Raw genomic sequence first — 25,396 nt, forward strand, 5'->3', positions numbered from 1 at the left:
GGCGGACGGGCACAGGCATGAGGGCGCCCCGCGGAGCGTTCCGCGGGGCGCCCTCCTCACGGCGGGGAGGCCGTCAGTCCTCGTCGGCGAGGATCAGATACAGCTTCTTGCGGGCTTCGTTGATGACGGTCAGCGCCTTGTCGCGCTGCTCCTTGCTGCCGGTCTTCCAGACCTGCCCGAAGGCCTCCATCAGACCGAAGCCGGCCTGCCGGATCTCACCGAGCGCCTCGAAGTCGATGCCGCGGGAGGCTTCCTCCCAGGGCGCGTCCGGGCCCTCGTCGGCCGCGGCGCGGCCGGACTCGGTCAGCGAGAACAGCTTCTTGCCGCCCTCGGTCTCACTGGTGATCAGGCCCTCGTCCTCCAACAGCTGGAGGGTGGGGTACACCGAACCCGGGCTGGGCTTCCACGCCCCGCCACTGCGCTCGGCGATCTCCTGGATCATCTCGTAACCGTGCATGGGCCGGTCCTTCAGCAGGGCCAGGATCGACGCCCTCACGTCGCCTCGCCGTGCCCTGCCCCGCGGTCCGCCACGCCCTCGTGGCCCCCAGGGGCCCGGGCCGAAGCCGGGACCGCCGGGACCACCGAAACCGAAGCCCGGACCACCACCGGGCCCACCCGGACCGAAGGGCCCGAAGGCGCCACGGCGCCCCTCGAAACCACCCCCGCCGCGCGGGCCGTGTCCACCGTGTCCACGTTCGAATCCATGGGAACGCATCGCCATCACTCCTTCTATCGTTGATCTGTCGCGATGCGTCAACGATATATCGGAATGCTTCGCAGAGCAAGGCTCGGCGGAAAACGACAGCGGAAGGGCCCGGCCCCAGGTCAGGGCCGGGCCCGCAGGCGCCCCCTCCGCTCAGTGGCCGCGGAACGCCTCCTCCAGCCACCAGGACCCGTGGTCGCGGGTCACCTTGGCGTCGATGAGCAGGGGCGCCGAGCGCGGCCCCTCCACCCAGTCCTGTACGGCCTTGAGATCGGCCGCCGTCCGCACGGTCACCGCCTCGAAGCCGTAGCCGCGGGCCACGGCCGCGATGTCCGTCTCCGGGAAGGTGACCGTGTCGAGCGGGAACCCGTCGGGGCCGAAGTGGTGCACCTCGGCGCCGTAGGCCTCGTCGTTGTAGACGACGACCACCATCGGCAGGCCGAGCCGGCGCACGGTGTCCAGCTCCACGGCGCTCATCAGCGCGCCGCCGTCGCCGAGCGCGGCCACGGGCAGGCGGTCCGGCTGCGCCAGGGCCGCGCCGATCGTGGTCGCGAGGCCGAGGCCGATCGACTGGAAGGCCTGGGTGAAACAGAACCCGTTGTGGTCCGGCACCGACAGATACGCGCTCGGGTAGCCCATGAAGTTGCCCGAGTCCACGCCGACGATCCGCTCCGCGGGGAGGATGTCGTCGAGTCCGATGCTGAGCGTGCGCGGGTCGATGCGCTCGCGGGTGGACTCGTCCTCGTACGGCACGTCCCGCCACCGCGCCCGCGTGGCGAGCGCGTCGGCGACCTCGGACGTCCGGTAGCCCTCGCGGCCCGCGCCGCCCGCCTCCAGCGCGAGCCGTGCCGTGCGTTGCACGTCGCCGGTGACCCCGAGGCCGATCTCCCGGTGGGCGCCGAGGGCCTCCGGGTCGTTGTCGACCTGGACGACGTTCGCCCCGGCGCCGATCAGCCGGCCGTGCCGCATGGTCCACATGTTCAGCGCGCAGCCCCAGCCCACGACCAGGTCGGCGCCCTGCATCAGTTCGGCCACCAGCGGCGCCGCGAAGCCGCCGGACACATCGAGCGACCAGGGGTTGCCCCGGAACAGACCGCGGGCGACGGCCGAGGTGGCGAGCAGGGCGCCGTGCCGCTCGGCGAGTGCGGCGAGGGCATCGCGAGCGGCGGGGGTGCGCGCGCCGCGGCCCGCCACGAAGACGGGGCGCCGGGACGCTTCGAGCGTACGGACGAGATCGGCGACGGCCGCCTGCGACGGCTCGACGGGCCGGGGTGCGGGCATCGGCTCGCCCGAGAGGGACACGCCGTCGGGCACGTCGAGGGCCTGCACCTCCAGGGGGAGGTTGAGGACCACGGTGCGCCGTTCGTGGCGCGCCCGGCGCAGCGCCGCCAGGGCCTGCTCGACGGCGTCGTGCGCGGTCGTCACGCGTGCGGTGACGGCACCCACGGCGTGTGCCGCGACCGCCTGGTCGATACGGAAGTTGGACCGCGGCTGCGTCGCCTCGGCGGCCAGTACGAGCAGTGGCGTACGGCTCTTGGCCGCCTCGGTGATGCCGGTCAGGGCGTTGGTCAGACCGGGCCCCTGGTGGACGCTGAGCGCGGCCGGTGCGCCGCTCGTGCGGACGTAGGCGTCCGCCATGGTCGCCGCGCCGCCCTCGTGCCGTGCGGCGACGAACCGCGCGCCCGCCGCGACCATGGCGTTGGTCAGATGGAAGTTGCCGGAGCCGACCACGCCGAAGACATGGTCGATCCCGGAGGCGGTCAGGGCCCGTCCGACGGCTTCGGCGACCTTCACGACCGCTCCACCAGGGCGAGTACGCGGGCGGGGGCGCCGGAGCCCGAGACGATGGGCAGCGGACCGGCGACGACGAGGGCGCCGGTCGGGGGCAGGGAGCCGAGGTTCTGCAGCTGGGTGAGCCCGTACTTGTCGCTGCCCAGGAGGTGGGAGTGGCAGGGGAAGGGCGGGTCGAAGGAGTGCGCGCGACCGGCGTCGGTGCCCACGGTCTCCACGCCGAGGCCGATCACCGGGGCCTCCTCGGCCACCCAGCGGGCGCACTCCGGTGACAGGCCGGGGGTGTGCGGGCCGTTCTCGTCCGCGTTCAGGAACTCCTCCTGCGACTGCGCGCGGGCGTCCCAGCCGGTGCGCAGAAGCAGCCAACCCCCTTCCGGCAACGGCCCGTTGTCGGCCTCCCAGGCCTTGATGTGGTCCACCTCGACCAGGAAGTCGGGGTCCTTCGCAGCCGCCGCGGAGAAGTCGAGGACGGCCGCCGGGGCGATCAGCCGGCCCGCCGGGACCGACGCGACGTCGGCGAGGTCCTTGCCGGTGACCCAGTGCACCGGCGCGTCGAAGTGTGTGCCGGTGTGCTCACCGCTGCGGAAGTTGTTCCAGTACCAGGCGGGCCCCCGGTCGTCGTACCGGCTGATCTCCTCCAGCTCGAAGACCTGGGTCTGCCCGAACTGCGGCGGCAACTGGATCACCGGTGTGGACGCCGACAACGGCGACGTCAGGTCGACCACTTCGATCGACCCACCTCGCAACCCGGACAGCAGAGCGGCGAGCACGGACGGCTGGGACATGACGGCCTCCAGGGACGGGGCTGAACTGCCAACGCCTTTCTGTACAGCGTGTCAGCCGGGACCCGTCCGCGCCGAGACCACTGCGCCCGAATACTGCGCCCGGATTCGGTGCGGCGTCCGCGATGTCGGTCCAGCATCCCCGAGATTTCAGTCCAGCATCCCCGAATTGGCCTTGGCGGCCGTGCTCCGGCCCGCCCTAGCGTCGACTCATGCGCATTCGAATCGTCGACGCCTTCACCGACCGCCCCTTCACCGGCAACCCCGCCGGTGTACTGCTGCTCGACTCGTTTCCGTCCGACGAGCGGCTGCAGCAGATCGCCCTGGAGGTCAATCACGCCGAGACCGCGTTCGCGCACCGCCTGGACGCGGGCGGCGAGGCCGACTGGGCGCTGCGCTGGTTCACCCCGGCGACCGAGGTGAACATGTGCGGGCACGCCACGCTGGCGACGGCGCACGTCCTGCACACCACCGGCGCCCACGAGGGCGCCGTGCGCTTCGCCACCCGCAGCGGCGTGCTCGTGGCGACGCCGGGCGAGGACGGTTCGATCACGCTGGACTTCCCGACCGCGCCGCTCACGCCGGTCGAGGTCTCGGCCGGGGTCGCCGAGGCACTGGGCGCCGCTCCGCGAGCCGCCTGCGACACCGGGCCGAACGTGGGCGACCTCGTGGTGGAGTTCGCCGACGAGAAGACGGTGCACGCCCTCACCCCGGACCTCAGGGCGCTCGGCCGGTACTCGGAGCGCGGCATCATCGCCACCGCCCGTGCCGAGGACCCCTCGCGCGGCTACGACTTCGTCTCCCGCTGCTTCTTCCCGAACGTCGGCATCGACGAGGACCCGGTCACCGGCAGCGCCCACACCGCGCTCGCCCCCTTCTGGTCCGAGCGCCTGGGCCGCACCGTCCTGACCGGGCTGCAGGCCTCGCCCCGCTCCGGGCGGGTCCGCACCGAACTGCGCGGCGACCGCACTCTGCTGACCGGCCGCGCGGTCACCACGATCGAGGGCGAGCTGCTGGTCTAGCGGGCCGTCAGGCCGTCGGCAGCCAGCCCACCTTCCCGGCCAGCAGCGCGTATCCGACGAACGCCCCGATGTCGAGCAGGGAATGCGCCACCACCAGGGGGCCCACCCGGCCCCACCGGCGGTACAGGTACACGAACACCACGCCCATCACCATGTTGCCGAGGAAGCCGCCGATGCCCTGGTAGAGGTGGTACGAGCCGCGCAGCACGGCACTGGCCACCAGGGCGGCCCCCGGCGTCCAGCCCAACTGCCCCAGCCGGCGCAGCAGATAGCCGACGACGACGACCTCTTCGAGGATCGCGTTCTGCATCGCCGACAGCACCAGCACCGGGTACTTCCACCACACGTCGGGCAGCGCCTCCGGGACCACCGTGAGGTTGAAGCCGAGCCCGCGCGCCGCCAGGTAGAAGGCGATCCCGGTACTGCCGATCACCGCCGCGATCGCCGCGCCGCGGCCGAGGTCCGGCCAGGGCCGGGTGCGGTCGAAGCCGATCGTGCGCATGCCCGCGCCCTCGCGCAGCAGCAGATGCGCGACGAGGGCGACCGGCACCAGAGCGCTCGCGATCCCGAACAGCTGCCAGGCGAGATCGAGCCACGGGCGGCCCGGCGCGGCCGACGCGTTGAGGGTCGCCGCCTGGTCCTTCAGACCCCCCGGTTTGGTGACCGAGCCGACAAAGCTGATCAGGGCGGACACACCACTCGCACCGAGCGAAAGCCCCAGAACGAGGAGCGTCTCGTCACGGAAGATCCGTCGCGAGGGCCGCTCCGGCGGAACAGAATCGGCCACCGGGCCCGCCTCTGCCTGCACACCTGCCTCCAGTTGAGTAATCCAGCCTCATCCCCACCGTCGCACCGCTAGGGTCACGAAAGAAGTTACGAAGATCGTGCGCGACAGGCCGTCTGGGGGGACGGGCGCCGTACGGGGCGTACCTCCCCCTTGCCTGCCTTACGGCCGAAATCCGCCGCGAGGTCAACAAGGGAGGGGCACGACCGTCATGGGACGTCACAGCTTGCCCGATCAGTATGGGGCGGGCCGCAGCGACCCCCGTCCACGCGCGCGCCGCCGCACGGTGGCCATCGCGACGGTGCTCGTCCTCACCGTCGCGGGCGGCACCGCGGCCGCCGCCAGAAGCGGGCTGCTGTCGTTCGGTTCCTCGTGCCAGGACAACCCGGTGCGCCTCAAGCTGGACGCCGCGCCGGACATCACCCCCGCCCTCACGGCCGCGGCGCAGCGCGCGCACGACGACAAGATCACCTCGGACGGCCGCTGTCTCGCGGTCACGGTGACCGCGCGGGACGCCTACAAGGTCGCGGACGGGCTCGCCGCGGGCCGTAAGTCCGACGCGCAACTGTGGGTGCCGGACTCGGACCTGTGGATCGACCGGATCACGGCGAACAACAGCGCCGTCGACGTGACCCCGGCGGGCACGATCGCCTCGACACCGATCGGCGTGGCGATGGTGCCGACGGCCGCGAAGTCCCTGGGCTGGCCGCAGAAGACGTACGACTGGCTCGAGTTGGTCGGTGCCGCCATGCAGAGCGACTCGGTCAAGCTCGGCGCGGCCGATCCGGCGCGCAGCGCCACCGGGCTGCTCGCGCTCACGCAGCTCAGCACGGCCGCAACCAGGATCAAGGGCGGCGACACCCAGGCCGTGGCCATGATGAAGACGCTGGCGCAGCGCACCTCGGACAGCGACGGGCAGGTCGTGGACACCCTGCCCCGTGACTCCTCGGGCACCGAGCTGGGCAATCCGAAGCGGAACCAGGCGCTGATCCTGTCCGAGCAGGCGGCGTACACGTACAACTCCTCCGCCGACAGTGCGGGCGGGCTGGACATGTTCTACCCGAAGGACGGCTCGCCGCGGCTGGACTACCCGTACGCGATGGTCGGCGAGCTGAGCACCGACCAGAGCCGGGCCGCGCTGCGGTTCATGAACTATCTGCGCCAGCCGGAGCAGCTGCGGCTCCTGCAGAAGTACGGTTTCCGCACCTCCGACGACGAGACGCCGCAGACGGTGGTGTCCGCGGCCGGCGGCAGCAGTCCGCAGCCGTACGAGGAGCCGGCGCTGAAGCCGGCCGCGGCCGCGGCGCTGCAGGAGGCCCTCGGTACCTGGACGATCACCGTGCAGAGCGCCCGGATCACCACGGTCGTGGACGCCTCCTCGTCGATGTCGGAAACGGTGCCGGGGACCGGCCAGTCGCGCATGGACGTCACGAAGGGGGCGCTGCTGCAGGCCCTCGCCACGTTCACGCCCGAGGACGAGATCGGCCTGTGGAAGTTCTCCACGAAGCTGGACGGCGACAAGGACTACCGCATCCTGGTGCCGACCGAGCGGCTCGGCGACCAGAAGGGCGGCGGCACCCAGCGCGACCGGCTCTCGGCGGCCTTCGGCGCGCTCAAGCCGGTCCCGAACGGGGCGACCGGGCTCTACGACACCACGCTCGCCGCGTACAAGGCGGCCGCCTCGTCCTACGCCAAGGGGAAGTTCAACGCCCTGGTGATCCTCACCGACGGCGTCAACCAGGACCCGGGCAGCATCTCCCGCGACGCCCTCATCACCCAGCTCCAGAAACTCACCGACCCCGAGCGCCCGGTACCCCTCATCATGATCGCCGTGGGCCCCGACGCCGACCGCGAAGAAGCCGACGAAATCGCCCGGGCAACCGGCGGCTCGGGCCAGTCGGTCAGCAACCCCGCCCAGATCCAGTCGGTGATCCTGAAGGCGATCGTGGCGGCGGGTTCTCAGGGGGACGACTAGGCCGGCGGTCTGCTGCGGGATGCGGGCGCTGAGCTTGGAGACCGACGGCGCTCAGGGTGCCGGCACCGGTTCCGGGATTCCCACCGGCCAGGTGTGTACCGGGTCGCCCAGGTGCATCAAGCGGCGGTAGGTGCGGGTGGTGGCGGCTAGGGCGGCGTCTCGGGGGAGGCCGGCTTCCAGGGCGCGGTGGAAGGTTGCGGCCTGCCAGGTGGCGCCGTTGACGCGGCGGCGGCAGCGTTCGTCGATGACGCCGAGGTACAGGTCGCGGTCGGCGCGTTCGATGCCCCACGCGGCCAGGCCCGTTTCGGCGAGGGGCAGGAGTTCGTCGCGCACCAGGGTCACCGCGTCGATCTGTGCGGTGCCGCCGTAGCGGCCGCGTCGCGGCCATTCGAGTCGGGCCTCGATCCCGTGCTTGCACGCGGCGTCGAAGTTGGCCTCGGCCGCCTCGAAGGGCAGCCGGGTCCACACCGGGCGCGACTCCTCGGCGAGGGCGCGGACGAGGCCGTAGTAGAAGGCGGCGTTCGCGATGACGTCGGTGATGGTGGGTCCCGCGGGCAGGACGCGGTTCTCGACGCGCAGGTGCGGGACGCCGTCGGCGATGCCGTAGACCGGGCGGTTCCAGCGGTACACGGTGCCGTTGTGCAGGACGAGTTCGGCGAGTTTGGGGACGCCGCCCGCGTCGAGCACCTCCAGCGGGTCCTCCTCGTCGCAGATCGGCAGCAGCGCCGGGAAGTACCGCAGGTTCTCCTCGAAGAGGTCGTACGCGGAGGAGATCCACCGCTCCCCGAACCAGGTACGGGGGCGCACGCCCTGGGCCTGCAGCTCGGGCGGCCGGGTGTCGGTGGACTGCAGGAACAGCGGCGGCCGGGACTCCCGCCACAGCTCACGCCCGAACAGGAACGGCGAGTTGGCGCCGACGGCGATCTGCGCCGCGGCGACGGCCTGCGCGGCGTTCCAGACGTCGGCGAAACGGCCCGGGGTGACCTGCAGATGCAGCTGCACGGAGGTGCAGGCCGCTTCCGGCGCGATGGATTTCGAGGTGCACGTCAGCCGCTCCACCCCGTCGATGTCGAGGACGAAGTCCTCACCGCGGGCGGCCACGATCTGCTCGTTGAGCAGGGCGTAGCGGTCGACGTCGGAGAGGTTGGAGGAGATCAGGTCGTCCCGGTCGAGCGTCGGCAGAATGCCGATCATCACGATTCCCGCGTCGACCTCGCCCGCTTTTCGGTCGGCATATGCCAGCGACGTCCGCAGTTCTTCCGCAAGCCGGTCGAATACCCGCCCGTCCAATCGGTGTGGGGCTATGTTCACTTCCAGATTGAACATGGCGAGTTCTGTTTGGAAATCCCGGCTCGCGATCCGTTCGAGGACCTGCCCATTGAGCATTTTCGGCATGCCGTCGCCACCGGCCAGATTCAGTTCGATCTCCACGCCCATGAGGTTCTTCGGGCGGTCGAACCGCTTCTGGTCCAGAAGTCGCTCCAGGCCCGTCAGGCAGCTGCGGAGCTTGTCGCGGTAGAGCTGCCGATCCGACAGGTCGAACCGCCCTGCCACGACCTTCTCCCCCATCGAAGCGTCCCTTCTCGAATGTACGGCCCAAGATCCGGCCGCGGGCGCCGGGTCACGAATGAGGATGCCCAGCCCTGGCGATCGATAACGTCCCCATGCGGCCCCGCCGCCCGCTACTCTGACCGATGTGACCCGGGGCACATTCACCGGGCATGGACATGTCGCAGTTTCGGGCCGTCGACAACCTCGTGAAAAACGCCGACGAGAATTGGCCGACCGCTTCCCGGGTATTTCCCGAGGTCACCGCCGCGGCACCGGAGCGGAATCGGGATGATTCCCACGTATCGCCGACCGTATACGCCCTTGCCGAGTACACCGGAAACGGCTAGACGAAACACCGTCTCAACACAGGTCGTATAAACTCCGCGAACAAGACAGAGGGCGGGCGTCAGCGGTCATGGAACCTGCCGTCGAGGTGACGTGCGGCAGGCCTCACCCACATTCCTCGTTCCCGGGCCCCGGCCCCCGCCTCTCTGTCCCCACGTGAGCTGACAGTGCCGTCCGCCCCCGCCCCGCCCTCGCGCCACCGTGCCTGTCGAATGAGAGGCGACCCACCATGCCGCTGCATGTCCCCCCGGCTCCCGCGCCTGCCCTACGCACCGTTCTCACCGCCCTTGGTTCGCCCACCGCGGTACGCGAGGCCCGAACGCCCTCCCTGCTCCACGCCCAGGGCCCGCTGACCCCCGAAGTCCCGCTGCCCGTACACATCCTGGACCGGTTCACGCCCGCGGGCGCATCGTCCACCCGGCTGGCCGGGTGGCGCTTTCTGATCCGCTGCGGCGAGCGCGCGGTGGCCGCGGCCGACACGATGCTGACCCCCGACGGCTGGGCGTTCTCCCGCTTCTTCGAGGGCCCCTACATCGCCTCCACCGAGCGCGCGCTGCGCCAGGCCGAGACGATGAGCCAGTCGTACCAGCCGCGTCTGCTCTCGGTGCCCGGCCTCTACATGCTCACGCTGTGGCTGCACGGCGACTGCACCGAGGACGGCGCCACCGGCCACCCCGCCGCCACGGACATCCTCGTCCCGCTGGCGCCGGCCCCGCCCGGCATCGCGCCCCACCGCCCGCACCGCGTCGCCGAACTGCTCCCGGTCCTCACCCATCGGGTGACTCCCGCCCCGCTGCTGGGCTCACCCGCCTGAACACGACCCCCGCACCGCGCCCCGTACCCCGCCCTGGAATTCCGGGAGTCGGGGTACGCCGCTTTTCCGCTCCGCATTCTGCTCGTACGAGCCAATAGCTGCTCGTACGAGCCAAATATCCTCCCTGGCCAGTACGGACTAGCCCCATCCGGTCACCCAGAACCACCCGAACTGACAGTGCAGTTGGGATGAACCATCCGCACGGGTGATGCGTCATCAACCTGTGAGAAGCGGTGCTGCTAAATCCCTGCGGAACGACGCCCGTGGGGCAACACTGGGACTGGACCGACTTATCACTACGGGGGGCGGCCATGAACGGAGCTTCAAGCCGCGGGACAGACAAGACATCCATCTCACCCACCACGACAGAGCGAAAGATCCCACCAATGTGCCAGCACCAGCCACCGTGTCCGACAGCCGACTCCGCCGACCGGGAATCCGCGCGCCTCGTGGCGCACCACCCGGAACAGGGATGGAGCCTGCTGTGCAACGGAGTTCTGCTCTTCGAGGACACCGGTGAGCTCCTGCCCGACGGCCAGATCATCGCCCCGCACCGCCCGCTGGGTGCGGACCACGTGATGACGGCCGCCTGAGCGCGGCCGGGCGGTGCACACCGCCCGGAGATCTGAGGGGCCGCTCGCAAGAACACGCTGCGAGTCGGCCCCGACGCATGTCTGCACCCCCCTCTCCGCACCCCCCTCTCCGCGCCGCAGTCCGGCACCCCCGGCGCCCTGACCGGGGGTGCCGGGCCCCGGCGGCGCTCCCCACTGCACCGCCGGGGCGTTCCGGAGCCCCTTCCTTGCCGCCCGGCCCCTACCTTCCGCCCAGCGCCTTCCTGATCGCGAAGTAGGCGGGCTTGGGCCGCAGTTGCTCGTCCCAGGGCAGCGCGGCGCCCTCACCGGGGAAGAACGCCGGGATCCACGAGTACTTGTCGGTGTAGTCCCACACCGTGATCCCCACGCAGCGCCGCACCGCGAGACAGGCCGCCGTCAGGTCCCGGTACCAGTCGGCCTGCTGGGCCAGCTTCTCCTCGGTGGCGGGCAGCAGCATCCGTACGTCGACCTCGGTGAGCGCGGTGTCCAGGCCCAGCCGGGAGAAGCGCCGCAGGTTGTCCTCCAGGCTCGCCGGATATCCGTACTGCAGCGCCAGATGGGCCTGCAGACCGATGCCGTCGAGCGGGACGTGCCGTGCCTTGAGGTCCTTGGCCAGCCGGTAGTAGGCGTCCGACTTCGCGCCGACGGCCTCGATGTTGTAGTCGTTGAGGTAGAGCTTCGCGTGCGGGTCGGCCTGGTGGGCCCAGCGCAGGGCGTCGGCGATGTAGCCGGGGCCGAGCGTCTGGTACCAGAGCGTCTCGCGGTAGCTGCCGTCTTCGTTGAACGCCTCGTTGACGACGTCCCAGGAGTAGACCTTGCCGCGGTAGTGCCGTACCTCGGTCTGGATGTGTTTCTTCAGTACGGCCCTGAGCTCGTCGGCCGTCCACGTGCGGCCGGTGAGCCAGTCGGGCAGCTGGCTGTGCCAGACCAAGGTGTGGGCGCGCACCCGCTGGTGGTTGCTGCGCGCGAGGTCCACGATCTGGTCGCCGTATCTCCAGTCGAAGACGTCCTGCTGGGGCTCGGTGGCGTACCACTTCATGCCGTTGCCGGGTGTGATCATGTCGAACTCGTCGCCGAGCAGGGCCGTGTAGGCGGTGTCGGTGAGTTCGGGGTTGTCGGTGGCGCTGCCGAAGTAGCGGCCGTGGCGCTGGGCCAGCTCCGCGAGCGTCGGCTGCCGCGGACTCGCCTGGGCGCCCGGACTCGCCTGGGCGCCGGGCCCGGTGGCGAGTCCGGCCGTGACCAGGGCGGCAGCCAGTGCGCCGACGAGTCTCAGGCGGGTGTTCCTTCGCATGGTGCGACTCCTCACGTGTGTGGTGCGGGGCCGTACGTCCGCCGAAGCGGGTCATCCCTTCGTGGCACCGGCGGCCAGGCCGCCGACGAGTTGGCGTTCGGCGACCGAGTAGAAGGCGAGGGCGGGGACCATCGCCAGGACGAGATAGGCGAAGACACGGGCGTACTGCGCCGAGTACTCGCCCTGGAACTGGGCGACGCCGAGGGGCAGCGTCCACCACTTGGAGTCGGTGAACACCAGCAGCGGCAGCATGAAGTTGTTCCAGCTGGTGACGACGGCGAGCACCGAGACCGTGCCGAGCGCCGGCCGTGCCATGGGCAGCAGGACCCGCCAGAAGAACCCGAAGGCGCTGCAGCCGTCGAGGGTGGCGGCCTCCTCCAGCTCGCCGGGGATCTGCCGGAAGAAGGCACGCAGGATGATGATCGTCATCGGCAGCCCGAAGGCCGCCTGCGGGAGGATCACGCCGAGCGGGTTGTCCAGCAGTCCGAGGGAGCGCAGCAGCAGGAACAGCGGGAGGGCGGCCACCGCGAAGGGGAACATCAGCCCCATCGTGAAGAGGGTGAACAGCACCTCCCGGCCGCGGAAGGCGAACCGCGCGAAGGAGAAGGAGGCGAGCGCGGAGACGGCGACCACGAGCACGGTCGTCGCGACCGCGATCAGCGTGCTGTTGCCGAGCAGCCGCCAGAAGGCGCCCGAGCCGAGGATGTCGGTGTAGTTGCCGGTCAGCCAGCGCTCGGGGAACCCGAAGGCGTTGCGGGAGAGTTCGTCGGTCGACTTGAAGCCGGACAGGACGGCGTACAGCAGGGGGACGACCATCACCGCGCCGACCACGACGAGGACCGCGTGCAGCGGCAGATTGCGTACGGTCTTCACGTGCCGTCCCCCCTCATCGTCGTGGTGGCACCTTCGAGGTCGCGGCGGAGCACGAACCGCTGGTAGGCGAGGGCGAAGACGAGACAGATGCCGAACATGACGACGCTGATCGCGCTGGCGTAGCCGACCTGGTAGCGCTTGAAGCCGTACTGGAACATCGTCACGGCCATCGTCTCGGAGTGGTGGTCGGGCCCGCCCTGGGTGATCACCCAGACCAGGTCGAAGAGCTGGATCGCCCCGATGACGGAGAGGAACACGCTGATGCGCAGGGTGGGCGCGAGCAGCGGCAGGATGACATTGCGGAAGCGCTGCCACGGGTTCGCGCCGTCGATGAGGGCCGCCTCCGTCAACTCGGCCGGGATGGACTGGAGTCCGGCCAGGTAGAGCATCATGTGGAAGCCGAAGTACTTCCAGGTCATGACGAGGAAGAGGCTCGCCATGACCCAGGAGGGGTCGGCGAACCACTCGCCGCCGAGCGTGTCCAGGCCGATCGCGCCGAGGACATGGTCGGCGAGCCCGTCGTCCGGGGCGAAGATCATGCTGAACAGCACGCCGGTGATGGCCTCGGACAGGACGTACGGCGCGAAGAAGAGCATCCGGTAGACGGCCCGGCCGCGCAGCTTCTGGTTGAGGGCGACGGCCATGGCGAGCGCGAACGGCAGTTGCAGGGCGAGCGAGAGCACGACCAGGAGCAGACAGCGCCACAGGTCGCCGAGGAAGACGGGGTCGTCGAAGAGGTGGGTGAAGTTGTCGGCGCCGATGTAGTCGGAGGGCATGCCGAAGCCGCCCCAGCGGAAGAAGGCGGCGTACAGCGCGAACAGCATCGGCAGCAGCACGAGCCCGATGAACAGCACCAGTGCGGGCACCTGGAAGCCGACGGCGGTGAGCCAGTTCAGCAGGCGCCGGCGCGCCCGCCCCCGGGCCGATGCCGCGGCCGGGGGCGGGAGGGCGACGTCGGGGCCCTTCCGCTGGTCCGGAAGGAAGGTCGAGGTCATCGCCGGCTACTGCTCTTCCTTCGCGACCTTGGTGATCGACTGCGCGACCTGCCCGGGGGACTTGGACCCGGCGATGAGTGCGGCGACGCTGTCGTTGACCTCCTGGCCGACGGCGGGGGCGTATGCCTGGTCGAGGTAGAGCTGGAAGCCGGTGGCGCCCTTCAACTGGGCTTGTACGGCCTTGGTGTTGGGGTCGGCGAGCGCCTTCTCCGCGCCGGGCACGACGGGCAGGGTGTTGGTCTTCTTGACCAGTTCCAGGTCGGTGGTCTCGGAGGCGAAGAACTTCAGGAAGTCGACGGCCTCCTTCGGGGCGCCCCTGCGCAGGGCGTGGCCTCCGCCGCCGCCGAAGACCTCGGTGATCGCGCCCTGTCCGCCGTCGACGGCGGGGAAGGGGAAGAACCCGAGGTTCGCGCCGAGGCCCTTGCCCGCGTCCGCCTCGACGACGGGGGCCCACTGCCCCATCAGCTCCATGGCCGCCTTGCCGTTGCCGACCGTGGCGGCCTGGCCGTTGGGCGTCGAGTAGGCGGCGCCGAGGAAGCCCTTCTGGAACGGCTGCAGGTCGACGAGTTCCTTGAGATGCTCGCCGGCCTGGACGAACCCGTCGCCGGTGAAGTCCTTGTTCTCGTTCGCCTTCTCCAGGGCGTCGATGCCGGCGGTGCGCATGGCGAGATACGCCCAGTAGTACATGCCGGTCCAGCTCTCCTTGCCCGCGAGGGCGAGCGGGGTGATGCCCTTGGCCTTCAGCTTCTTCACCGCGTCGAGGAAGCCGGCCCAGGTGGTGGGGGGCTCGCCGATGCCGGCCTGCTCGAAGAGCGCCTTGTTGTACCAGAAGCCGACCATGCCGATGTCGAACGGGATGCCGTAGAGCTTCTTGTCGATCAGATACGGCTGCTTGGCGACCGACAGCATCCCGTCCGACCAGGGCTTGGTGGAGTCGCTGAGGTCCTCCACGAGCCCCGCGTCAACCTGCTGCTCGAGCACTCCGCCGCCCCAGGTGTGGAAGATGTCCGGCAGCTTCCCCGAGGCGATGAGCGCCGTCATCTTCGACTTGTAGGCGTCGTTCTCCAGCTGGACGATCTTCAGCTTGACCTTGGGGTTCTGGGCCTCGAACTTCTTGGCGAGGCCGGCCCATACGGTCTTGGTGGGTTCGGTGGTGGAGATGTTCCACCACTCGATCGTGGTCGTCCCGTCCGACGACCCCCCGTCCGAATCGCCGCCGCAGCCGCTCAGTGCCGTCATGCCCAGACCGGCCGCGGCGGAGGCCGCCAGGAAGCCGCGGCGGGACAGTGCCCGGTCGCCCATCATGCGCTCCTTGGGGTAGGGACGGCGCGCGTCCACGACCGTCCGTCGTGACCGAAAGTTTCGGAGAAGATCCAGAAAGATGCGTTGTTGCCGCACCCTAGAGACAGCTCCTAAACGGTGGCAACCCCTTGCGCACGGTAAATCTGGAGTAGGAAACGGTACTCCGTAATGTTCGCCGAATGATTCGAATGTTTCGCCTCGTTGCGTGGACTCCCGGCTAGAGGCCTATGTCGCGGCTACGGATGTCGTCCAGGGACTCGCGGCGCACCAAAAGCCGGGCCCGGCCCTCGTGCACGGCGGCGACCGGCGGGCGGCCGACGAGGTTGTAGGTCGAGGCCATCGACAGGTGGTAGGCCCCGGCGACGGGGATCGCGAGCAGGTCTCCGGGACGGACGTCGGCGGGGAGTTCGCTCTCGGCGAGGACATCGCCGGCCTCGCAGTGCCGGCCGACCACGGCCGCCGGGGCGAGCGGCGCCGCGCTGTGCCGGCCGACCAGCCGGGGCGCGTAGCGCACGCCGTAGAGCGCGGGCCGCGGGTTGTCGCTCATGCCGCCGTCGACGGCCACGAACGTACGGTCGCCGGAGCGCTTGACGGCCAGGACGTGGTAGAGGGCCACGCCGGCCGGTCCCACGACGGCACGGCCGGGTTCGATGATCAGACGCGGCACGGGCAGTCCTGCGGAGGCGCAGGCCTCGGCGAGTTCGGTGCGGACCTTGCGGGACAGCGTGGTCAGGTCCAGGGCCTCGTCGCCCGGGCGGTAGGCGATGCCGTGGCCGCCGCCGAGGTCGAGTTCGGGCAGCAGCAGGCCGTGCTGCTCGTGCAGCCGGGCCATCAGGCCCACCATGCGCCGTACGGCGGCCAGATAGGGCTTGACCGTGGTGATCTGCGACCCCAAGTGGCAGTGCAGGCCGGTGAGTTCGAGCTGCGGCTGGTCCAGGATCCGCGCGATGGCGTGCTGGGCGTAGCCGTCGGAGATGGACAGGCCGAACTTCTGGTCGTCGGTGCCGGTACGGATCTTCGCGTGGCCGCCCGCGCTGATACCGGGCACCACCCGGACCATGACCCTCTGATGGCCGCCCGGGCCGACCGCGGCGGCCAGTCGCGCGATCTCGGAGGGGCTGTCGATGACGATCCGGCCGACGCCCAGGCGCAGCGCGCTCTGAAGGTCGCGCGGGCTCTTGGCGTTGCCGTGCAGGACGATGCGCTCGGGCGGGAAGCCGGTGGTGACGGCGAGTTCCAGTTCGCCGGCCGAGCAGACGTCGAGCCCCAGGCCCTCCTCCTGCATCCAGTGGACCATGGCCCGGCACAGGAACGCCTTGGCCGCGTACAGGACTTCGGCGTCCGGGAAGGCGTGCCGGTAGGTGCGGCAGCGTTCACGGACCTCGCCCTCGTCGAGGACGTAGACGGGCGTGCCGAACCGGTCGGCGATCTCGGCGAGCGGCACTCCGCCCACGGCCGGATGCCCGGACCGGGGCTCGGTGGTGGAGGCGGGCCAGACCGACAGCTCGTCGGCGACCGCGGTGACGGCTCGTTCGTGGACGGTGGTCATCGTGTGTGCTCTCCCCTCAACCGATCCGCAGGGCGGGCGCGGGTGCGACAGGTGTGAGCGGCGCGGGCGCCGGTGCCGAGAACTGGGGGTCCAGCGTGAGCCGGGTGACGCCGAGCGGTGCGGTCAGGGCACGCAGCGCGGGTTCGGCGAGCATGATCCACGCCTGGTCGGGGCCGAGGGTCGCGGTCAGGGCGCGTACGGAGGTGAAGGCGACGGCTGTGCGCTCGCCGAGGGGCGTGCGGAAGAGCCGCGCCACGCAGCCCGAGGGTCCCGGCCGGACCGGAACGAACAGTGGCCCGGCCGGGGTTGGATCGGCGGGCTCGGGGTCTTCGCCGCACAGGGGGTCGGTCATGAGGGGCTCCTGGTTCTCGGTTCTCGGTTCTCGGTTCTTGGTTCTCGGTTCTTGGTTCTCGGTTCTTGGTTCTCGGTTCTTGGTTCGTGGTTCTCGATGCTCGGTACTCGGTACTCGGTGCTTGCCCCGGGAGATGCCTGGTGGGGGGGCTCGTCATCGACGCTATGCCCGCTCACCCGGGGTTCCGGCCCCCTCATGACGCGACGCTGACGGCGATCGGGCGGACGCTGACGGGACGCTGACGCGGCGGTCTGCGGAGGCGGAAACGTGCCGTCAGAAGCGCGCCAAAAACGGCGGACGAGGTGGCTGCGGGCGGCGGACGAGGAGTGGGATGGAAGGCAGCAGCGGCGCCCACGAGGAACGTACGGCGCCCACGGTGGACGTACGGAGAGGCGGTGGAGCCATGTCCGATTCCGACCCTGTGCCCACCCGGGTCGTGGTGGGGGTGAGCGGTTCGCTGGGCAGCCTCACCGCGCTGTGCCGCGCCGCGGCGGAGGCCCGGCTCCGGGGCGCCTCGCTGTGGCCGGTACTGGCCTGGGAGCCGCCGGGCGGAGAACTCGCCGCACGCCGCTCCCCCGCCTCCGCGCTGATGGTCGGCGAGTGGCAGCGTCTGGCCCGGGAGCGGCTGCTCGCGGCGCTCGACGACGTGTTCGGCGACGACGGCCCGCGGGTCCCGATGACCGCGCTCGTCGTCCGGGGCGCCCCGGGCCGCGCCCTCGTCGCGACGGCCGACCGCGAGAGCGACGTGCTGGTCGTCGGCGCCGGCCGGCGCAGCGCGCTGCACCGCGCCCTCGCCCCTTCGACGAGCCGGTACTGCCTGGCCCACGCCACCTGCCCGGTCCTCGCGGTGCCGCCGTCCCCGCTCCAGTCCGAACTGGCGGCCGTCCACCGCCGCAACACCTGGCGGCGGCGCCTGGACTCCGGGGACGTGCTCAGGGGGACGAAGACGCTACGACCGGAGGCGTGAGAGCTCGACGCCCACCTCGTCCCCTGCCGCGTGCTCCGGGAGACCCCCCAGACCTCCTGGAGCAGGTACTTCTGGGTGACGAGCCGGCCAGGGTTGGTGATCGCGGGGTCTCCTCGACGCGGCGCACGGCCGCGCGCAGCCGGGCCATCAGCTCGTCCATGCTGAAGGGCTTGGTGATGTAGTCGTCGGCGCCCGCGTCGAGTGCGGCCACCTTCTCCTCGGAGGCCCGGCGCGCGGACAGCACCAGCACCGGGACCCGGCTCCAGCCGCGCAGGGCCTTGAGGACGTCGACGCCGTCCATGTCCGGCAGTCCGAGGTCGAGTATCACCACGTCGGGCCGGCGCGTGGCGGCGAGCCGCAGGGCCGTGGCCCCGTCGGGGGCGGCGTCCACGCCGTACCGGCGCACCTGCATGTTGATCACGAGGGCCCGCACCAGCTGCGGGTCGTCCTCCACCACCAGCACCCTGGTCATGGGTGTAGCCCCTCCTCACAGCCGTGTGAGCCGGCCGGCCGGACGGCTCCGGTGGCCGGCTCACGCCGGGTTCACGTAACGCCATCAGCCCTTGGCCACGAGGGCCTTGAGCGCCATGTTGAGTTCGAGGACGTTCACCCGGGGCTCACCGATGAAGCCGAGCGTGCGGCTCTCGGTGTGGTCCTGGACGAGCCGGTTCACCTGCGCGACGGACAGACCGTTGCGTTCGGCGACCCGATGCACCTGGATCTCGGCGTACTGGGGAGAGATGTCCGGGTCCAGGCCGGAGCCGGAGGACGTGACCGCGTCGGCGGGCACCTGGGACGCCCTGACCGTGTAGCCGGGCACCGAGTTGTCCTTGACGACGGCGGCCTTCGCGTCCTTGACCCACTTGATCAGGTCGGCGTTGTCGCCGGAACGGTTGGTGGCGCCGGACAGGATCAGCTTGTACTGCGTGTTGACGCTGTTGGTGCCGAGGCCGTTCTGCGGCCGTCCCTGGAACCACTTCAGGTCGGGTGCCGGCGTCTCCTGCCCCTTCTTCAACGGCAGGTTGTACGCCTGGCCGATCAGCGAGGAGCCGACGACCCTGCCGTCCGCCTTGATCTCGGAACCGTTCGCCTTGCCGGTGAACAGCCCCTGGGCGATGCCGGTGAGGACCAGCGGGTAGATGACGCCCGTCACCAGGGTCAGCACGAGGAGGGCACGCAGGCCCGCCCCGAGCAACCGGGCGGTGTTGGTCACGGAGTTGTTCATGGCGATCAGCCGATTCCGGGGATGAGGGAGATGAGCAGGTCGATGAGCTTGATGCCGACGAACGGCGCGACCAGCCCGCCGAGGCCGTAGATCGTGAGGTTGCGCCGCAGCAACTTGTCCGCACTGACCGGCCGGTACTGCACACCCCTGAGGGACAGCGGCACCAGCGCGACGATGATCAGCGCGTTGAAGACGACCGCGGACAGGATCGCGGAGTCGGGTGAGGACAGGTCCATGATGTTGAGCTTGTCGAGGCCCGGGTAGACGGCCGCGAACAGCGCCGGGATGATCGCGAAGTACTTCGCGACGTCGTTGGCGATGGAGAACGTGGTCAACGCGCCCCGGGTGATGAGGAGTTGCTTGCCGATCTCGACGATCTCGATGAGCTTGGTCGGGTTGGAGTCGAGGTCGACCATGTTGCCGGCCTCCTTGGCGGCCGACGTGCCGGTGTTCATCGCGACCCCGACGTCCGCCTGGGCCAGCGCGGGTGCGTCGTTGGTGCCGTCACCGGTCATGGCGACGAGCTTGCCGCCCGCCTGCTCCCGCTTGATGAGCGCCATCTTGTCCTCGGGCGTGGCCTCGGCGAGGAAGTCGTCGACGCCCGCCTCCTCGGCGATCGCCTTGGCGGTCAGCGGGTTGTCGCCCGTGATCATGACCGTCTTGATGCCCATGCGGCGCAGCTCGTCGAACCGCTCGCGCATGCCGTCCTTGACGACGTCCTTGAGGTGGATGACCCCCAGCACGCGGGCACCGCGGCCGTCCTTGACGGCGACCAGCAGCGGCGTACCGCCGGCCTCGGAGATGCGGTCGGCCATGCCGTCCGCGTCCTCGGCGACCGTGCCGCCCTCGTTCTGGACCCAGGCGATGACCGAACCGGCCGCGCCCTTGCGGATCCTGCGCCCGTCGACGTCCACGCCCGACATACGGGTCTGGGCGGTGAAGGCGATCCAGTCGGCGCCCGCGAGCTCTCCTTGGTGACGCTCGCGCAGCCCGTACTTCTCCTTCGCCAGGACGACGATGGAGCGGCCCTCGGGTGTCTCGTCGGCCAGCGACGAGAGTTGGGCTGCGTCCGCGACCTCGGCCTCGGTGGTGCCGCTCACCGGCACGAACTCGGCTGCCTGACGGTTGCCGAGGGTGATGGTGCCGGTCTTGTCGAGGAGCAGCGTGGAGACGTCGCCGGCGGCCTCGACCGCACGGCCCGACATGGCCAGGACGTTGCGCTGGACGAGCCGGTCCATGCCCGCGATGCCGATCGCGGAGAGCAGGGCGCCGATCGTGGTCGGAATCAGACAGACCAGGAGTGCGACCAGCACGACCATCGTCAGGTGCGTGCCCGCGTAGTCCGCGAGCGGCGGCAGGGTGGCCACGGCGAGCAGGAAGACGATCGTCAGCGAGGCCAGCAGGATGTTCAGCGCGATCTCGTTCGGCGTCTTCTGCCGGGCCGCGCCCTCGACCAGGTTGATCATCCGGTCGATGAAGGTCTCCCCGGGCCTTGTCGTGATCTTGATGACGATGCGGTCGGAGAGGACCTTCGTGCCGCCGGTGACGGCCGAGCGGTCGCCGCCGGACTCACGGATGACCGGGGCCGACTCACCGGTGATCGCCGACTCGTCGACGGAGGCGACGCCCTCGATGACGTCACCGTCACCGGGGATGATGTCGCCGGCCTCGCAGACGACCAGGTCACCGATCCTCAGCTCCGTGCCGGGCACCCGCTCCTCACGGTCGTCCACGAGACGGTCGTCCACGAGCCGGCGCGCCACCGTGTCGGTCTTGGCCTTGCGCAGGGTGTCGGCCTGCGCCTTGCCACGGCCCTCGGCGACGGCCTCCGCCAGGTTGGCGAAGATCACGGTCAGCCACAGCCAGGCGCTGATCGCCCAGCCGAACCAGTCGCCCGGGTCCTTGAAGGAGAAGACGGTGGTCAGGAGGGAGCCGACCCACACCACGAACATCACGGGGGACTTGACCATCACCCGCGGGTCCAGCTTGCGGAAGGCGTCCGGCAGCGACGTGAGCAGCTGCCTGGGGTCGAAGAGGCCGGCGCCGACACGTCCTTCGGCGGGCTTGTGCCCGGTGGGTACGTCGCTGTGCGGCGCCCGGGTCGGAGTGGCTGTGGACATCGAGTCCTCTTGGTTCTCGGTACGGGTGGTCATGACGCCAGCCCCTCGGCCAGCGGGCCCAGCGCGAGCGCCGGGAAGTACGTCAGACCGGTGATGATCAGGATGGCGCCCACCAGCAGACCGGTGAACAGCGGCTTCTCGGTGCGCAGGGTGCCCGCGGTGGCCGGGACCGGCTTCTGCTCGCCGAGCGAACCCGCCAGCGCCAGGACGAACACCATCGGCAGGAAGCGGCCGAACAGCATCGCCAGACCGATCGTGCTGTTGAACCACTGCGTGTCCGCGTTCAGTCCGGCGAACGCCGAGCCGTTGTTGTTGGCCCCCGACGTATAGGCGTAGAGGATCTCGGAGAAGCCGTGCGCCCCGGAGTTCGTCATCGAGTTCGCCGGAGTGGGCAGCGCCATGGCGAAGGCCGTGAAGACCAGCACCAGTGCCGGCGTGATCAGGATGTAGCAGGCCGCCAGCTTGATCTCGCGTGAGCCGATCTTCTTGCCCAGGTACTCGGGTGTACGTCCGACCATCAGACCGGCGATGAACACCGCGATGACCGCCATGATCAGCATGCCGTAGAGACCGGAGCCGGTACCACCCGGCGCGATCTCGCCCAGCATCATGCCGAGCATGGTGATGCCGCCGCCGAGGCCGGTGAAGGAGGAGTGGAAGGAGTCCACCGCGCCGGTCGAGGTGAGCGTGGTCGACGTCGCGAAGATCGACGAGGCACCGACGCCGAAGCGGACCTCCTTGCCCTCCATGGCACCACGGGCGAGTTCGAAGGCCGGGCCGTGGTGGGTGAACTCGGTCCACATCATCAGCGAGACGAAGCCGACCCAGATGGTGGCCATGGTCGCGAGGATCGCGTAGCCCTGCTTGGCCGAGCCCACCATGACGCCGAAGGTGCGGGTCAGCGAGAACGGGATGACCAGGATCAGGAAGATCTCGAAGAGGTTCGTGAACGGCGTGGGGTTCTCGAACGGGTGGGCGCTGTTGGCGTTGAAGTAGCCGCCGCCGTTGGTGCCCAGCTCCTTGATGGCCTCCTGGGAGGCGACTGCGCCGCCGTTCCACTGCTGCGAGCCGCCCATGAACTGGCCGACCTCGTGGATGCCGGAGAAGTTCTGGATGGCGCCGCAGGCGACCAGGACCACCGCGGCGATCGCGGCCATCGGTACCAGGATGCGGATGACACCGCGCACCAGGTCGGACCAGAAGTTGCCGAGTTCACCGGTGCGCGACCGCGCGAAGCCGCGCACCAGCGCCACCGCGACGGCGATGCCGACGGCGGCCGAGACGAAGTTCTGGACGGCCAGACCGGCGGTCTGCACGACATGGCCCATGGTCTGTTCGCCGTAGTACGACTGCCAGTTGGTGTTGGTCACGAAGGAAACGGCGGTGTTGAACGCCTGGTCCGGGTCGATCGAGGAGAAGCCGAGCGAACCGGGCAGGACGCCCTGGATCCGCTGCAGCAGGTAGAGGAAGAGGACGCCGACGACGGAGAAGGCCAGGACGCCACGCAGATACGCGGGCCAGCGCATCTCCGTGTCGGGGTCGGCACCGATGCCCTTGTAGATCCACTTCTCGACACGCCAGTGCTTGTCGGAGGAGTAGACCCCGGCCATGTAGTTGCCGAGCGGGATGTGGACGACCGCCAGCGCGCCTATGAGGGCGAGCAGCTGGAGGACGCCTGCGAGTACGGGACCCATGTCTGTCTCAGAACCTCTCCGGGAAGATCAGGGCGAGGACGAGATAACCCAGCAGGGCGACGGCCACGACGAGGCCGACGATGTTCTCGGCGGTCACAGCTTGGTCACCCCCTTGGCGACGAGGGCCACCAGAACGAAACACGCGATCGTGGTGACGACGAAGGCCAGATCGGCCATCGTGAGCTCCTGGAGTGAGGTTCGATCGGACGGGGACGGTTCGAGGAAACAGCCTTCGTGGCCGGAATCGAGCGCCGTTGACGGGTCCCATACGGCACACTGCGCGCCTTTGACGGAACTCTTACGGAAGGGCGATCACCGCAGGTCGGCGGGTGATTCGGGTCACGCCAGACAGCAGCGTGCGGTGCTCGCAGGCGAGCCGGATCAGGGGCAGACGCCGTACGTCATGACGCTGAGTGCTCGCCTCCGGTCGCCGGAGCCGCCCTCCCCCGTACAGCGGATCCACCGGCCTGTGTGACTCAGCGCCCGCTCCTTGATGTGCGGCCTACGCCGACCAGGCCACTCTTAACGGAAGCTTGACGCCCAAGGGCCCATGATCCGTGGGCCCAGGCGTCACGCTCCGCTTACGCTGGTGCCGCCGTCCGCGTGATGGCCCGACACCACGCTGAGCCGCACATCAGGAGCACGCCGATGGCCACGACCGAGCACCCCCCACCCAGCCGATTGCGCGCGTGGATGCTGGAAGGCCTGTCCGACATGGGCAAGGGCCACGCCAAGCAGGAACAGCCGGCCGAGTCGGACCCGGAGCACAAGGGTCAGCCCTGGTACCGGGTCATGTGCCTCACCGGTGTCGACTACTTCTCGACCCTGGGTTACCAGCCGGGCATCGCGGCCTTGGCGGCGGGGCTGCTGTCACCCGTGGCGACCATCGTGCTGGTGATCGTCACCCTCGCGGGCGCCCTCCCGGTGTACCGGCGCGTGGCCGAGGAGAGTCCGCACGGGCAGGGCTCGATCGCGATGCTGGAGCGGCTGCTGACGTTCTGGAAGGGCAAGCTCTTCGTCCTGACCCTGCTCGGCTTCGCCGCCACCGACTTCCTGATCACCATCACGCTCTCGGCGGCGGACGCCTCGACCCACCTGGTCGAGAACCCGCACCTGAACAGCGCCCTGCACGACAAGCAGATGCTGATCACCCTGCTCCTGGTGGCCCTGCTCGGCGCGGTCTTCCTCAAGGGCTTCCTGGAGGCCATCGGTGTCGCGTTCGCCCTGGTGGGCGTCTACCTCAGCCTGAACGTGGTGGTCGTGATCGTCGGCCTGTGGCACGTCGCCACCGCCGGGCACGTGGTCACCGACTGGTCCAGCGGCCTGACCGCCGAGCACGGCAACGCCTTCGCGATGATCGGTGTCGCCCTGGTCGTCTTCCCCAAACTCGCCCTGGGCCTCTCCGGCTTCGAGACCGGCGTCGCCGTCATGCCGCACGTCAAGGGCGACCCGGACGACACCGAGGAGCGGCCCACGGGCCGGATCCGGGACACCAAGAAGCTGCTCACCACGGCCGCCATCATCATGAGCGCCTTCCTGATCACGACCAGTTTCATCACCACACTTCTGATCCCGGAGAAGGAGTTCGAGACCGGCGGCGAGGCCAACGGCCGTGCGCTCGCCTACCTGGCCCACCACTACCTGGGCAGCGGCTTCGGCACGGTCTACGACATCTCGACGATCGCCATCCTGTGGTTCGCCGGCGCCTCCGCGATGGCCGGCCTGCTCAACCTCATGCCGCGCTATCTCCCGCGCTACGGCATGGCCCCGCACTGGGCGCGGGCCGTGCGCCCCATGGTCATCGTCTTCATCCTGATCGCCTTCCTGGTCACCTGGATCTTCGACGCGAACGTCGACGCGCAGGGCGGCGCGTACGCCACCGGCGTGCTGGTGCTGATCAGCTCCGCCGCGATCGCGGTGACCATCGCCGCCCACAAGGCAGGCCAGCGCGGCTGGACCATCGCCTTCGGCGTGATCTCGGCGGTGTTCCTCTACACGACCGTCGTCAACGTCATCGAGCGCCCCGACGGCGTCAAGATCGGTGCCTGCTTCATCGCCGGCATCATCCTGGTCTCCCTGCTGTCCCGGCTGGCCCGCGCCTTCGAGCTGCGTGTGACCAGCGTGTCCCTGGACCCGATGGCGGATCGTTTCATCAGGGACATGGCGAGCCGGAAGATCCGGTTCATCGCCAACGAGCCGGACCAGCGGGACAAGGCCGAGTACCGCGAGAAGATCGAGCAGATCCAGACCGACAACGACCTGCCCGGCGAGGACTTCGTCTTCGTCGAGGTCACGGTCCTCGACCCGTCCGAGTTCGAGGCGGGCCTGACCGTGCGCGGCGAGGTCCTGCACAACCGCTACCGGATCCTGACCCTCGAGTCCTCCTCCATCCCGAACGCCCTGGCAGCGCTGCTCCTCCACGTCCGCGACGTCACGGGCTGCACCCCGCACATCTACTTCGAGTGGACCGAGGGCAGCCCCTTCGCCAACTTCCTGCGCTTCTTCCTCTTCGGCCAGGGCGAGGTCGCCCCGGTCACCCGCGAGGTGCTGCGCGAGGCGGAGCCCGACCGCGACCGCAGGCCGCGCGTCCACACCGGCTGAACCGGCGGCCCACATCGAAGCGGCGTCCGCATCAGAGCGGCGTCAAGACCCGGCGTCACGCCGTCAG

22 protein-coding genes and 1 pseudogene are annotated in these 25,396 nt (G+C 70.0%); 7 read left to right on the forward strand and 16 right to left on the reverse strand.

From position 1 onward, the window contains the following. Positions 1–73 precede the first annotated feature (73 nt). The 3 genes from MQN93_RS41495 to MQN93_RS41505 form a co-directional block, all read right to left on the reverse strand. Positions 74–715, reverse strand: a complete 642-nt coding sequence (locus tag MQN93_RS41495; protein WP_242713568.1) for a PadR family transcriptional regulator — start codon at positions 713–715, stop codon at positions 74–76. Between the two features lie 141 nt (positions 716–856). After that, positions 857–2,497, reverse strand: coding sequence for a thiamine pyrophosphate-binding protein (locus MQN93_RS41500; RefSeq protein WP_242713569.1), 1,641 nt, complete (start codon positions 2,495–2,497; stop codon positions 857–859). Continuing rightward, complete coding sequence (locus tag MQN93_RS41505) at positions 2,494–3,279, reverse strand: cyclase family protein (RefSeq protein WP_016434081.1); 786 nt, start codon at positions 3,277–3,279, stop codon at positions 2,494–2,496. Before MQN93_RS41505 ends, MQN93_RS41500 begins: the two co-directional genes overlap by 4 nt. Positions 3,280–3,488: 209 nt before the next feature. Between MQN93_RS41505 and MQN93_RS41510 the strand changes: the two genes are divergently transcribed. Continuing rightward, positions 3,489–4,298, forward strand: coding sequence for a PhzF family phenazine biosynthesis protein (locus tag MQN93_RS41510; protein ID WP_242713570.1), 810 nt, complete (start codon positions 3,489–3,491; stop codon positions 4,296–4,298). Between the two features lie 7 nt (positions 4,299–4,305). Here MQN93_RS41510 and MQN93_RS41515 read toward each other — a convergent pair whose 3' ends face one another. Continuing rightward, on the reverse strand, positions 4,306–5,106 hold the full coding sequence (locus tag MQN93_RS41515; RefSeq protein WP_016434083.1) for a CPBP family intramembrane glutamic endopeptidase: 801 nt from the start codon (positions 5,104–5,106) through the stop codon (positions 4,306–4,308). 187 nt (positions 5,107–5,293) lie between these two features. Here MQN93_RS41515 and MQN93_RS41520 point away from each other — a divergent pair, with 187 nt between their 5' ends. Then, the gene (locus MQN93_RS41520; RefSeq protein ID WP_242713571.1) at positions 5,294–7,057 is read left to right on the forward strand and encodes a substrate-binding and VWA domain-containing protein; all 1,764 of its coding nucleotides are present in this window, start codon (positions 5,294–5,296) and stop codon (positions 7,055–7,057) included. Positions 7,058–7,108: 51 nt separating this feature from the next. Here the strand turns inward: MQN93_RS41520 and MQN93_RS41525 are convergent, their stop codons facing one another. Beyond that, positions 7,109–8,626, reverse strand: a complete 1,518-nt coding sequence (locus tag MQN93_RS41525) for a glutamate-cysteine ligase family protein (RefSeq protein ID WP_242713572.1) — start codon at positions 8,624–8,626, stop codon at positions 7,109–7,111. 152 nt (positions 8,627–8,778) lie between these two features. On the opposite strand from MQN93_RS41525, the gene MQN93_RS41530 reads away from it, so the two are divergent. The 3 genes from MQN93_RS41530 to MQN93_RS41540 all read left to right on the forward strand — a co-directional run bounded on the left by MQN93_RS41530 (position 8,779) and on the right by MQN93_RS41540 (position 10,360). Beyond that, positions 8,779–8,955, forward strand: a complete 177-nt coding sequence (locus tag MQN93_RS41530; protein ID WP_016434086.1) for a hypothetical protein — start codon at positions 8,779–8,781, stop codon at positions 8,953–8,955. 227 nt (positions 8,956–9,182) lie between these two features. After that, positions 9,183–9,767 carry a hypothetical protein gene (locus MQN93_RS41535; protein WP_242713573.1) on the forward strand — a complete coding sequence of 195 codons (585 nt, stop codon included), beginning with the start codon at positions 9,183–9,185 and terminating at the stop codon, positions 9,765–9,767. Positions 9,768–10,153: 386 nt separating this feature from the next. Continuing rightward, positions 10,154–10,360 (forward strand): DUF5999 family protein, encoded by a 207-nt coding sequence (locus MQN93_RS41540; RefSeq protein ID WP_016434088.1) that lies wholly within the window; start codon positions 10,154–10,156, stop codon positions 10,358–10,360. Between the two features lie 220 nt (positions 10,361–10,580). Here MQN93_RS41540 and MQN93_RS41545 read toward each other — a convergent pair whose 3' ends face one another. The 6 genes from MQN93_RS41545 to MQN93_RS41570 form a co-directional block, all read right to left on the reverse strand. Then, complete coding sequence (locus tag MQN93_RS41545; RefSeq protein WP_242713574.1) at positions 10,581–11,651, reverse strand: endo-1,4-beta-xylanase; 1,071 nt, start codon at positions 11,649–11,651, stop codon at positions 10,581–10,583. Positions 11,652–11,702: 51 nt separating this feature from the next. Next, complete coding sequence (locus MQN93_RS41550; RefSeq protein WP_242713591.1) at positions 11,703–12,467, reverse strand: carbohydrate ABC transporter permease; 765 nt, start codon at positions 12,465–12,467, stop codon at positions 11,703–11,705. Between the two features lie 53 nt (positions 12,468–12,520). Next, a complete protein-coding gene (locus MQN93_RS41555) occupies positions 12,521–13,519 on the reverse strand; it encodes a carbohydrate ABC transporter permease (RefSeq protein ID WP_242713575.1) in 999 nt (332 codons plus the stop codon). Between the two features lie 6 nt (positions 13,520–13,525). Beyond that, the gene (locus tag MQN93_RS41560) at positions 13,526–14,821 is read right to left on the reverse strand and encodes an extracellular solute-binding protein (protein ID WP_242713592.1); all 1,296 of its coding nucleotides are present in this window, start codon (positions 14,819–14,821) and stop codon (positions 13,526–13,528) included. Positions 14,822–15,038: 217 nt separating this feature from the next. After that, positions 15,039–16,370, reverse strand: coding sequence for a diaminopimelate decarboxylase (gene lysA, locus MQN93_RS41565; protein ID WP_242713576.1), 1,332 nt, complete (start codon positions 16,368–16,370; stop codon positions 15,039–15,041). A gap of 16 nt (positions 16,371–16,386) precedes the next feature. Next, entirely contained in the window at positions 16,387–16,722 is a 336-nt protein-coding gene (locus MQN93_RS41570; RefSeq protein ID WP_242713577.1) for an SAV_915 family protein, read from the reverse strand. A gap of 403 nt (positions 16,723–17,125) precedes the next feature. Between MQN93_RS41570 and MQN93_RS41575 the strand changes: the two genes are divergently transcribed. Continuing rightward, positions 17,126–17,689: a universal stress protein gene (locus MQN93_RS41575; protein WP_242713578.1), complete on the forward strand. Its 564-nt coding sequence runs from the start codon at positions 17,126–17,128 to the stop codon at positions 17,687–17,689. Between the two features lie 29 nt (positions 17,690–17,718). On the opposite strand, the pseudogene MQN93_RS41580 reads toward MQN93_RS41575, so the two are convergent. The 5 genes and pseudogenes from MQN93_RS41580 to kdpF all read right to left on the reverse strand — a co-directional run. After that, positions 17,719–18,161, reverse strand: a pseudogene (locus MQN93_RS41580) (response regulator transcription factor); the annotation flags it as partial. Positions 18,162–18,245: 84 nt separating this feature from the next. Further along, entirely contained in the window at positions 18,246–18,914 is a 669-nt protein-coding gene (locus MQN93_RS41585) for a potassium-transporting ATPase subunit C (protein WP_242713579.1), read from the reverse strand. Between the two features lie 5 nt (positions 18,915–18,919). Beyond that, positions 18,920–21,067 carry a potassium-transporting ATPase subunit KdpB gene (gene kdpB, locus MQN93_RS41590; RefSeq protein ID WP_242713580.1) on the reverse strand — a complete coding sequence of 716 codons (2,148 nt, stop codon included), beginning with the start codon at positions 21,065–21,067 and terminating at the stop codon, positions 18,920–18,922. Then, a complete protein-coding gene (kdpA, locus tag MQN93_RS41595) occupies positions 21,064–22,728 on the reverse strand; it encodes a potassium-transporting ATPase subunit KdpA (RefSeq protein WP_242713581.1) in 1,665 nt (554 codons plus the stop codon). The genes kdpB and kdpA overlap by 4 nt, the downstream gene beginning before the upstream one ends. A gap of 7 nt (positions 22,729–22,735) precedes the next feature. Beyond that, positions 22,736–22,825, reverse strand: coding sequence for a K(+)-transporting ATPase subunit F (kdpF, locus tag MQN93_RS41600; RefSeq protein WP_016434100.1), 90 nt, complete (start codon positions 22,823–22,825; stop codon positions 22,736–22,738). Between the two features lie 551 nt (positions 22,826–23,376). Here kdpF and MQN93_RS41605 point away from each other — a divergent pair. Continuing rightward, positions 23,377–25,329, forward strand: a complete 1,953-nt coding sequence (locus MQN93_RS41605) for an APC family permease (protein WP_016434107.1) — start codon at positions 23,377–23,379, stop codon at positions 25,327–25,329. Positions 25,330–25,396 lie beyond the last annotated feature (67 nt).

The sequence above is a fragment of the Streptomyces spinosisporus genome, assembly GCF_022698145.1.
GTDB classification, from domain to species: Bacteria; Actinomycetota; Actinomycetes; order Streptomycetales; family Streptomycetaceae; genus Streptomyces; species Streptomyces spinosisporus.

Excerpts from the sequence above, each read along its gene's own strand:
- MQN93_RS41605 (WP_016434107.1), top strand. The coding sequence starts at position 23,377 with ATGGCCACGACCGAGCACCCCCCACCCAGCCGATTGCGCGCGTGGATG.
- MQN93_RS41535 (WP_242713573.1), top strand. The coding sequence starts at position 9,183 with ATGCCGCTGCATGTCCCCCCGGCTCCCGCGCCTGCCCTACGCACCGTT.
- MQN93_RS41570 (WP_242713577.1), bottom strand. The coding sequence starts at position 16,722 with ATGACCGACCCCCTGTGCGGCGAAGACCCCGAGCCCGCCGATCCAACC.
- MQN93_RS41525 (WP_242713572.1), bottom strand. The coding sequence starts at position 8,626 with ATGGGGGAGAAGGTCGTGGCAGGGCGGTTCGACCTGTCGGATCGGCAG.
- MQN93_RS41530 (WP_016434086.1), top strand. The coding sequence starts at position 8,779 with ATGGACATGTCGCAGTTTCGGGCCGTCGACAACCTCGTGAAAAACGCC.
- MQN93_RS41505 (WP_016434081.1), bottom strand. The coding sequence starts at position 3,279 with ATGTCCCAGCCGTCCGTGCTCGCCGCTCTGCTGTCCGGGTTGCGAGGT.
- lysA (WP_242713576.1), bottom strand. The coding sequence starts at position 16,370 with ATGACCACCGTCCACGAACGAGCCGTCACCGCGGTCGCCGACGAGCTG.
- MQN93_RS41510 (WP_242713570.1), top strand. The coding sequence starts at position 3,489 with ATGCGCATTCGAATCGTCGACGCCTTCACCGACCGCCCCTTCACCGGC.
- MQN93_RS41550 (WP_242713591.1), bottom strand. The coding sequence starts at position 12,467 with ATGGTCGTCCCCCTGCTGTACGCCGTCCTGTCCGGCTTCAAGTCGACC.
- MQN93_RS41555 (WP_242713575.1), bottom strand. The coding sequence starts at position 13,519 with ATGACCTCGACCTTCCTTCCGGACCAGCGGAAGGGCCCCGACGTCGCC.
- MQN93_RS41545 (WP_242713574.1), bottom strand. The coding sequence starts at position 11,651 with ATGCGAAGGAACACCCGCCTGAGACTCGTCGGCGCACTGGCTGCCGCC.
- kdpB (WP_242713580.1), bottom strand. The coding sequence starts at position 21,067 with ATGACCACCCGTACCGAGAACCAAGAGGACTCGATGTCCACAGCCACT.
- MQN93_RS41540 (WP_016434088.1), top strand. The coding sequence starts at position 10,154 with ATGTGCCAGCACCAGCCACCGTGTCCGACAGCCGACTCCGCCGACCGG.
- MQN93_RS41585 (WP_242713579.1), bottom strand. The coding sequence starts at position 18,914 with ATGAACAACTCCGTGACCAACACCGCCCGGTTGCTCGGGGCGGGCCTG.
- MQN93_RS41495 (WP_242713568.1), bottom strand. The coding sequence starts at position 715 with ATGCGTTCCCATGGATTCGAACGTGGACACGGTGGACACGGCCCGCGC.
- kdpA (WP_242713581.1), bottom strand. The coding sequence starts at position 22,728 with ATGGGTCCCGTACTCGCAGGCGTCCTCCAGCTGCTCGCCCTCATAGGC.
- MQN93_RS41520 (WP_242713571.1), top strand. The coding sequence starts at position 5,294 with ATGGGACGTCACAGCTTGCCCGATCAGTATGGGGCGGGCCGCAGCGAC.
- MQN93_RS41575 (WP_242713578.1), top strand. The coding sequence starts at position 17,126 with ATGTCCGATTCCGACCCTGTGCCCACCCGGGTCGTGGTGGGGGTGAGC.
- MQN93_RS41560 (WP_242713592.1), bottom strand. The coding sequence starts at position 14,821 with ATGGGCGACCGGGCACTGTCCCGCCGCGGCTTCCTGGCGGCCTCCGCC.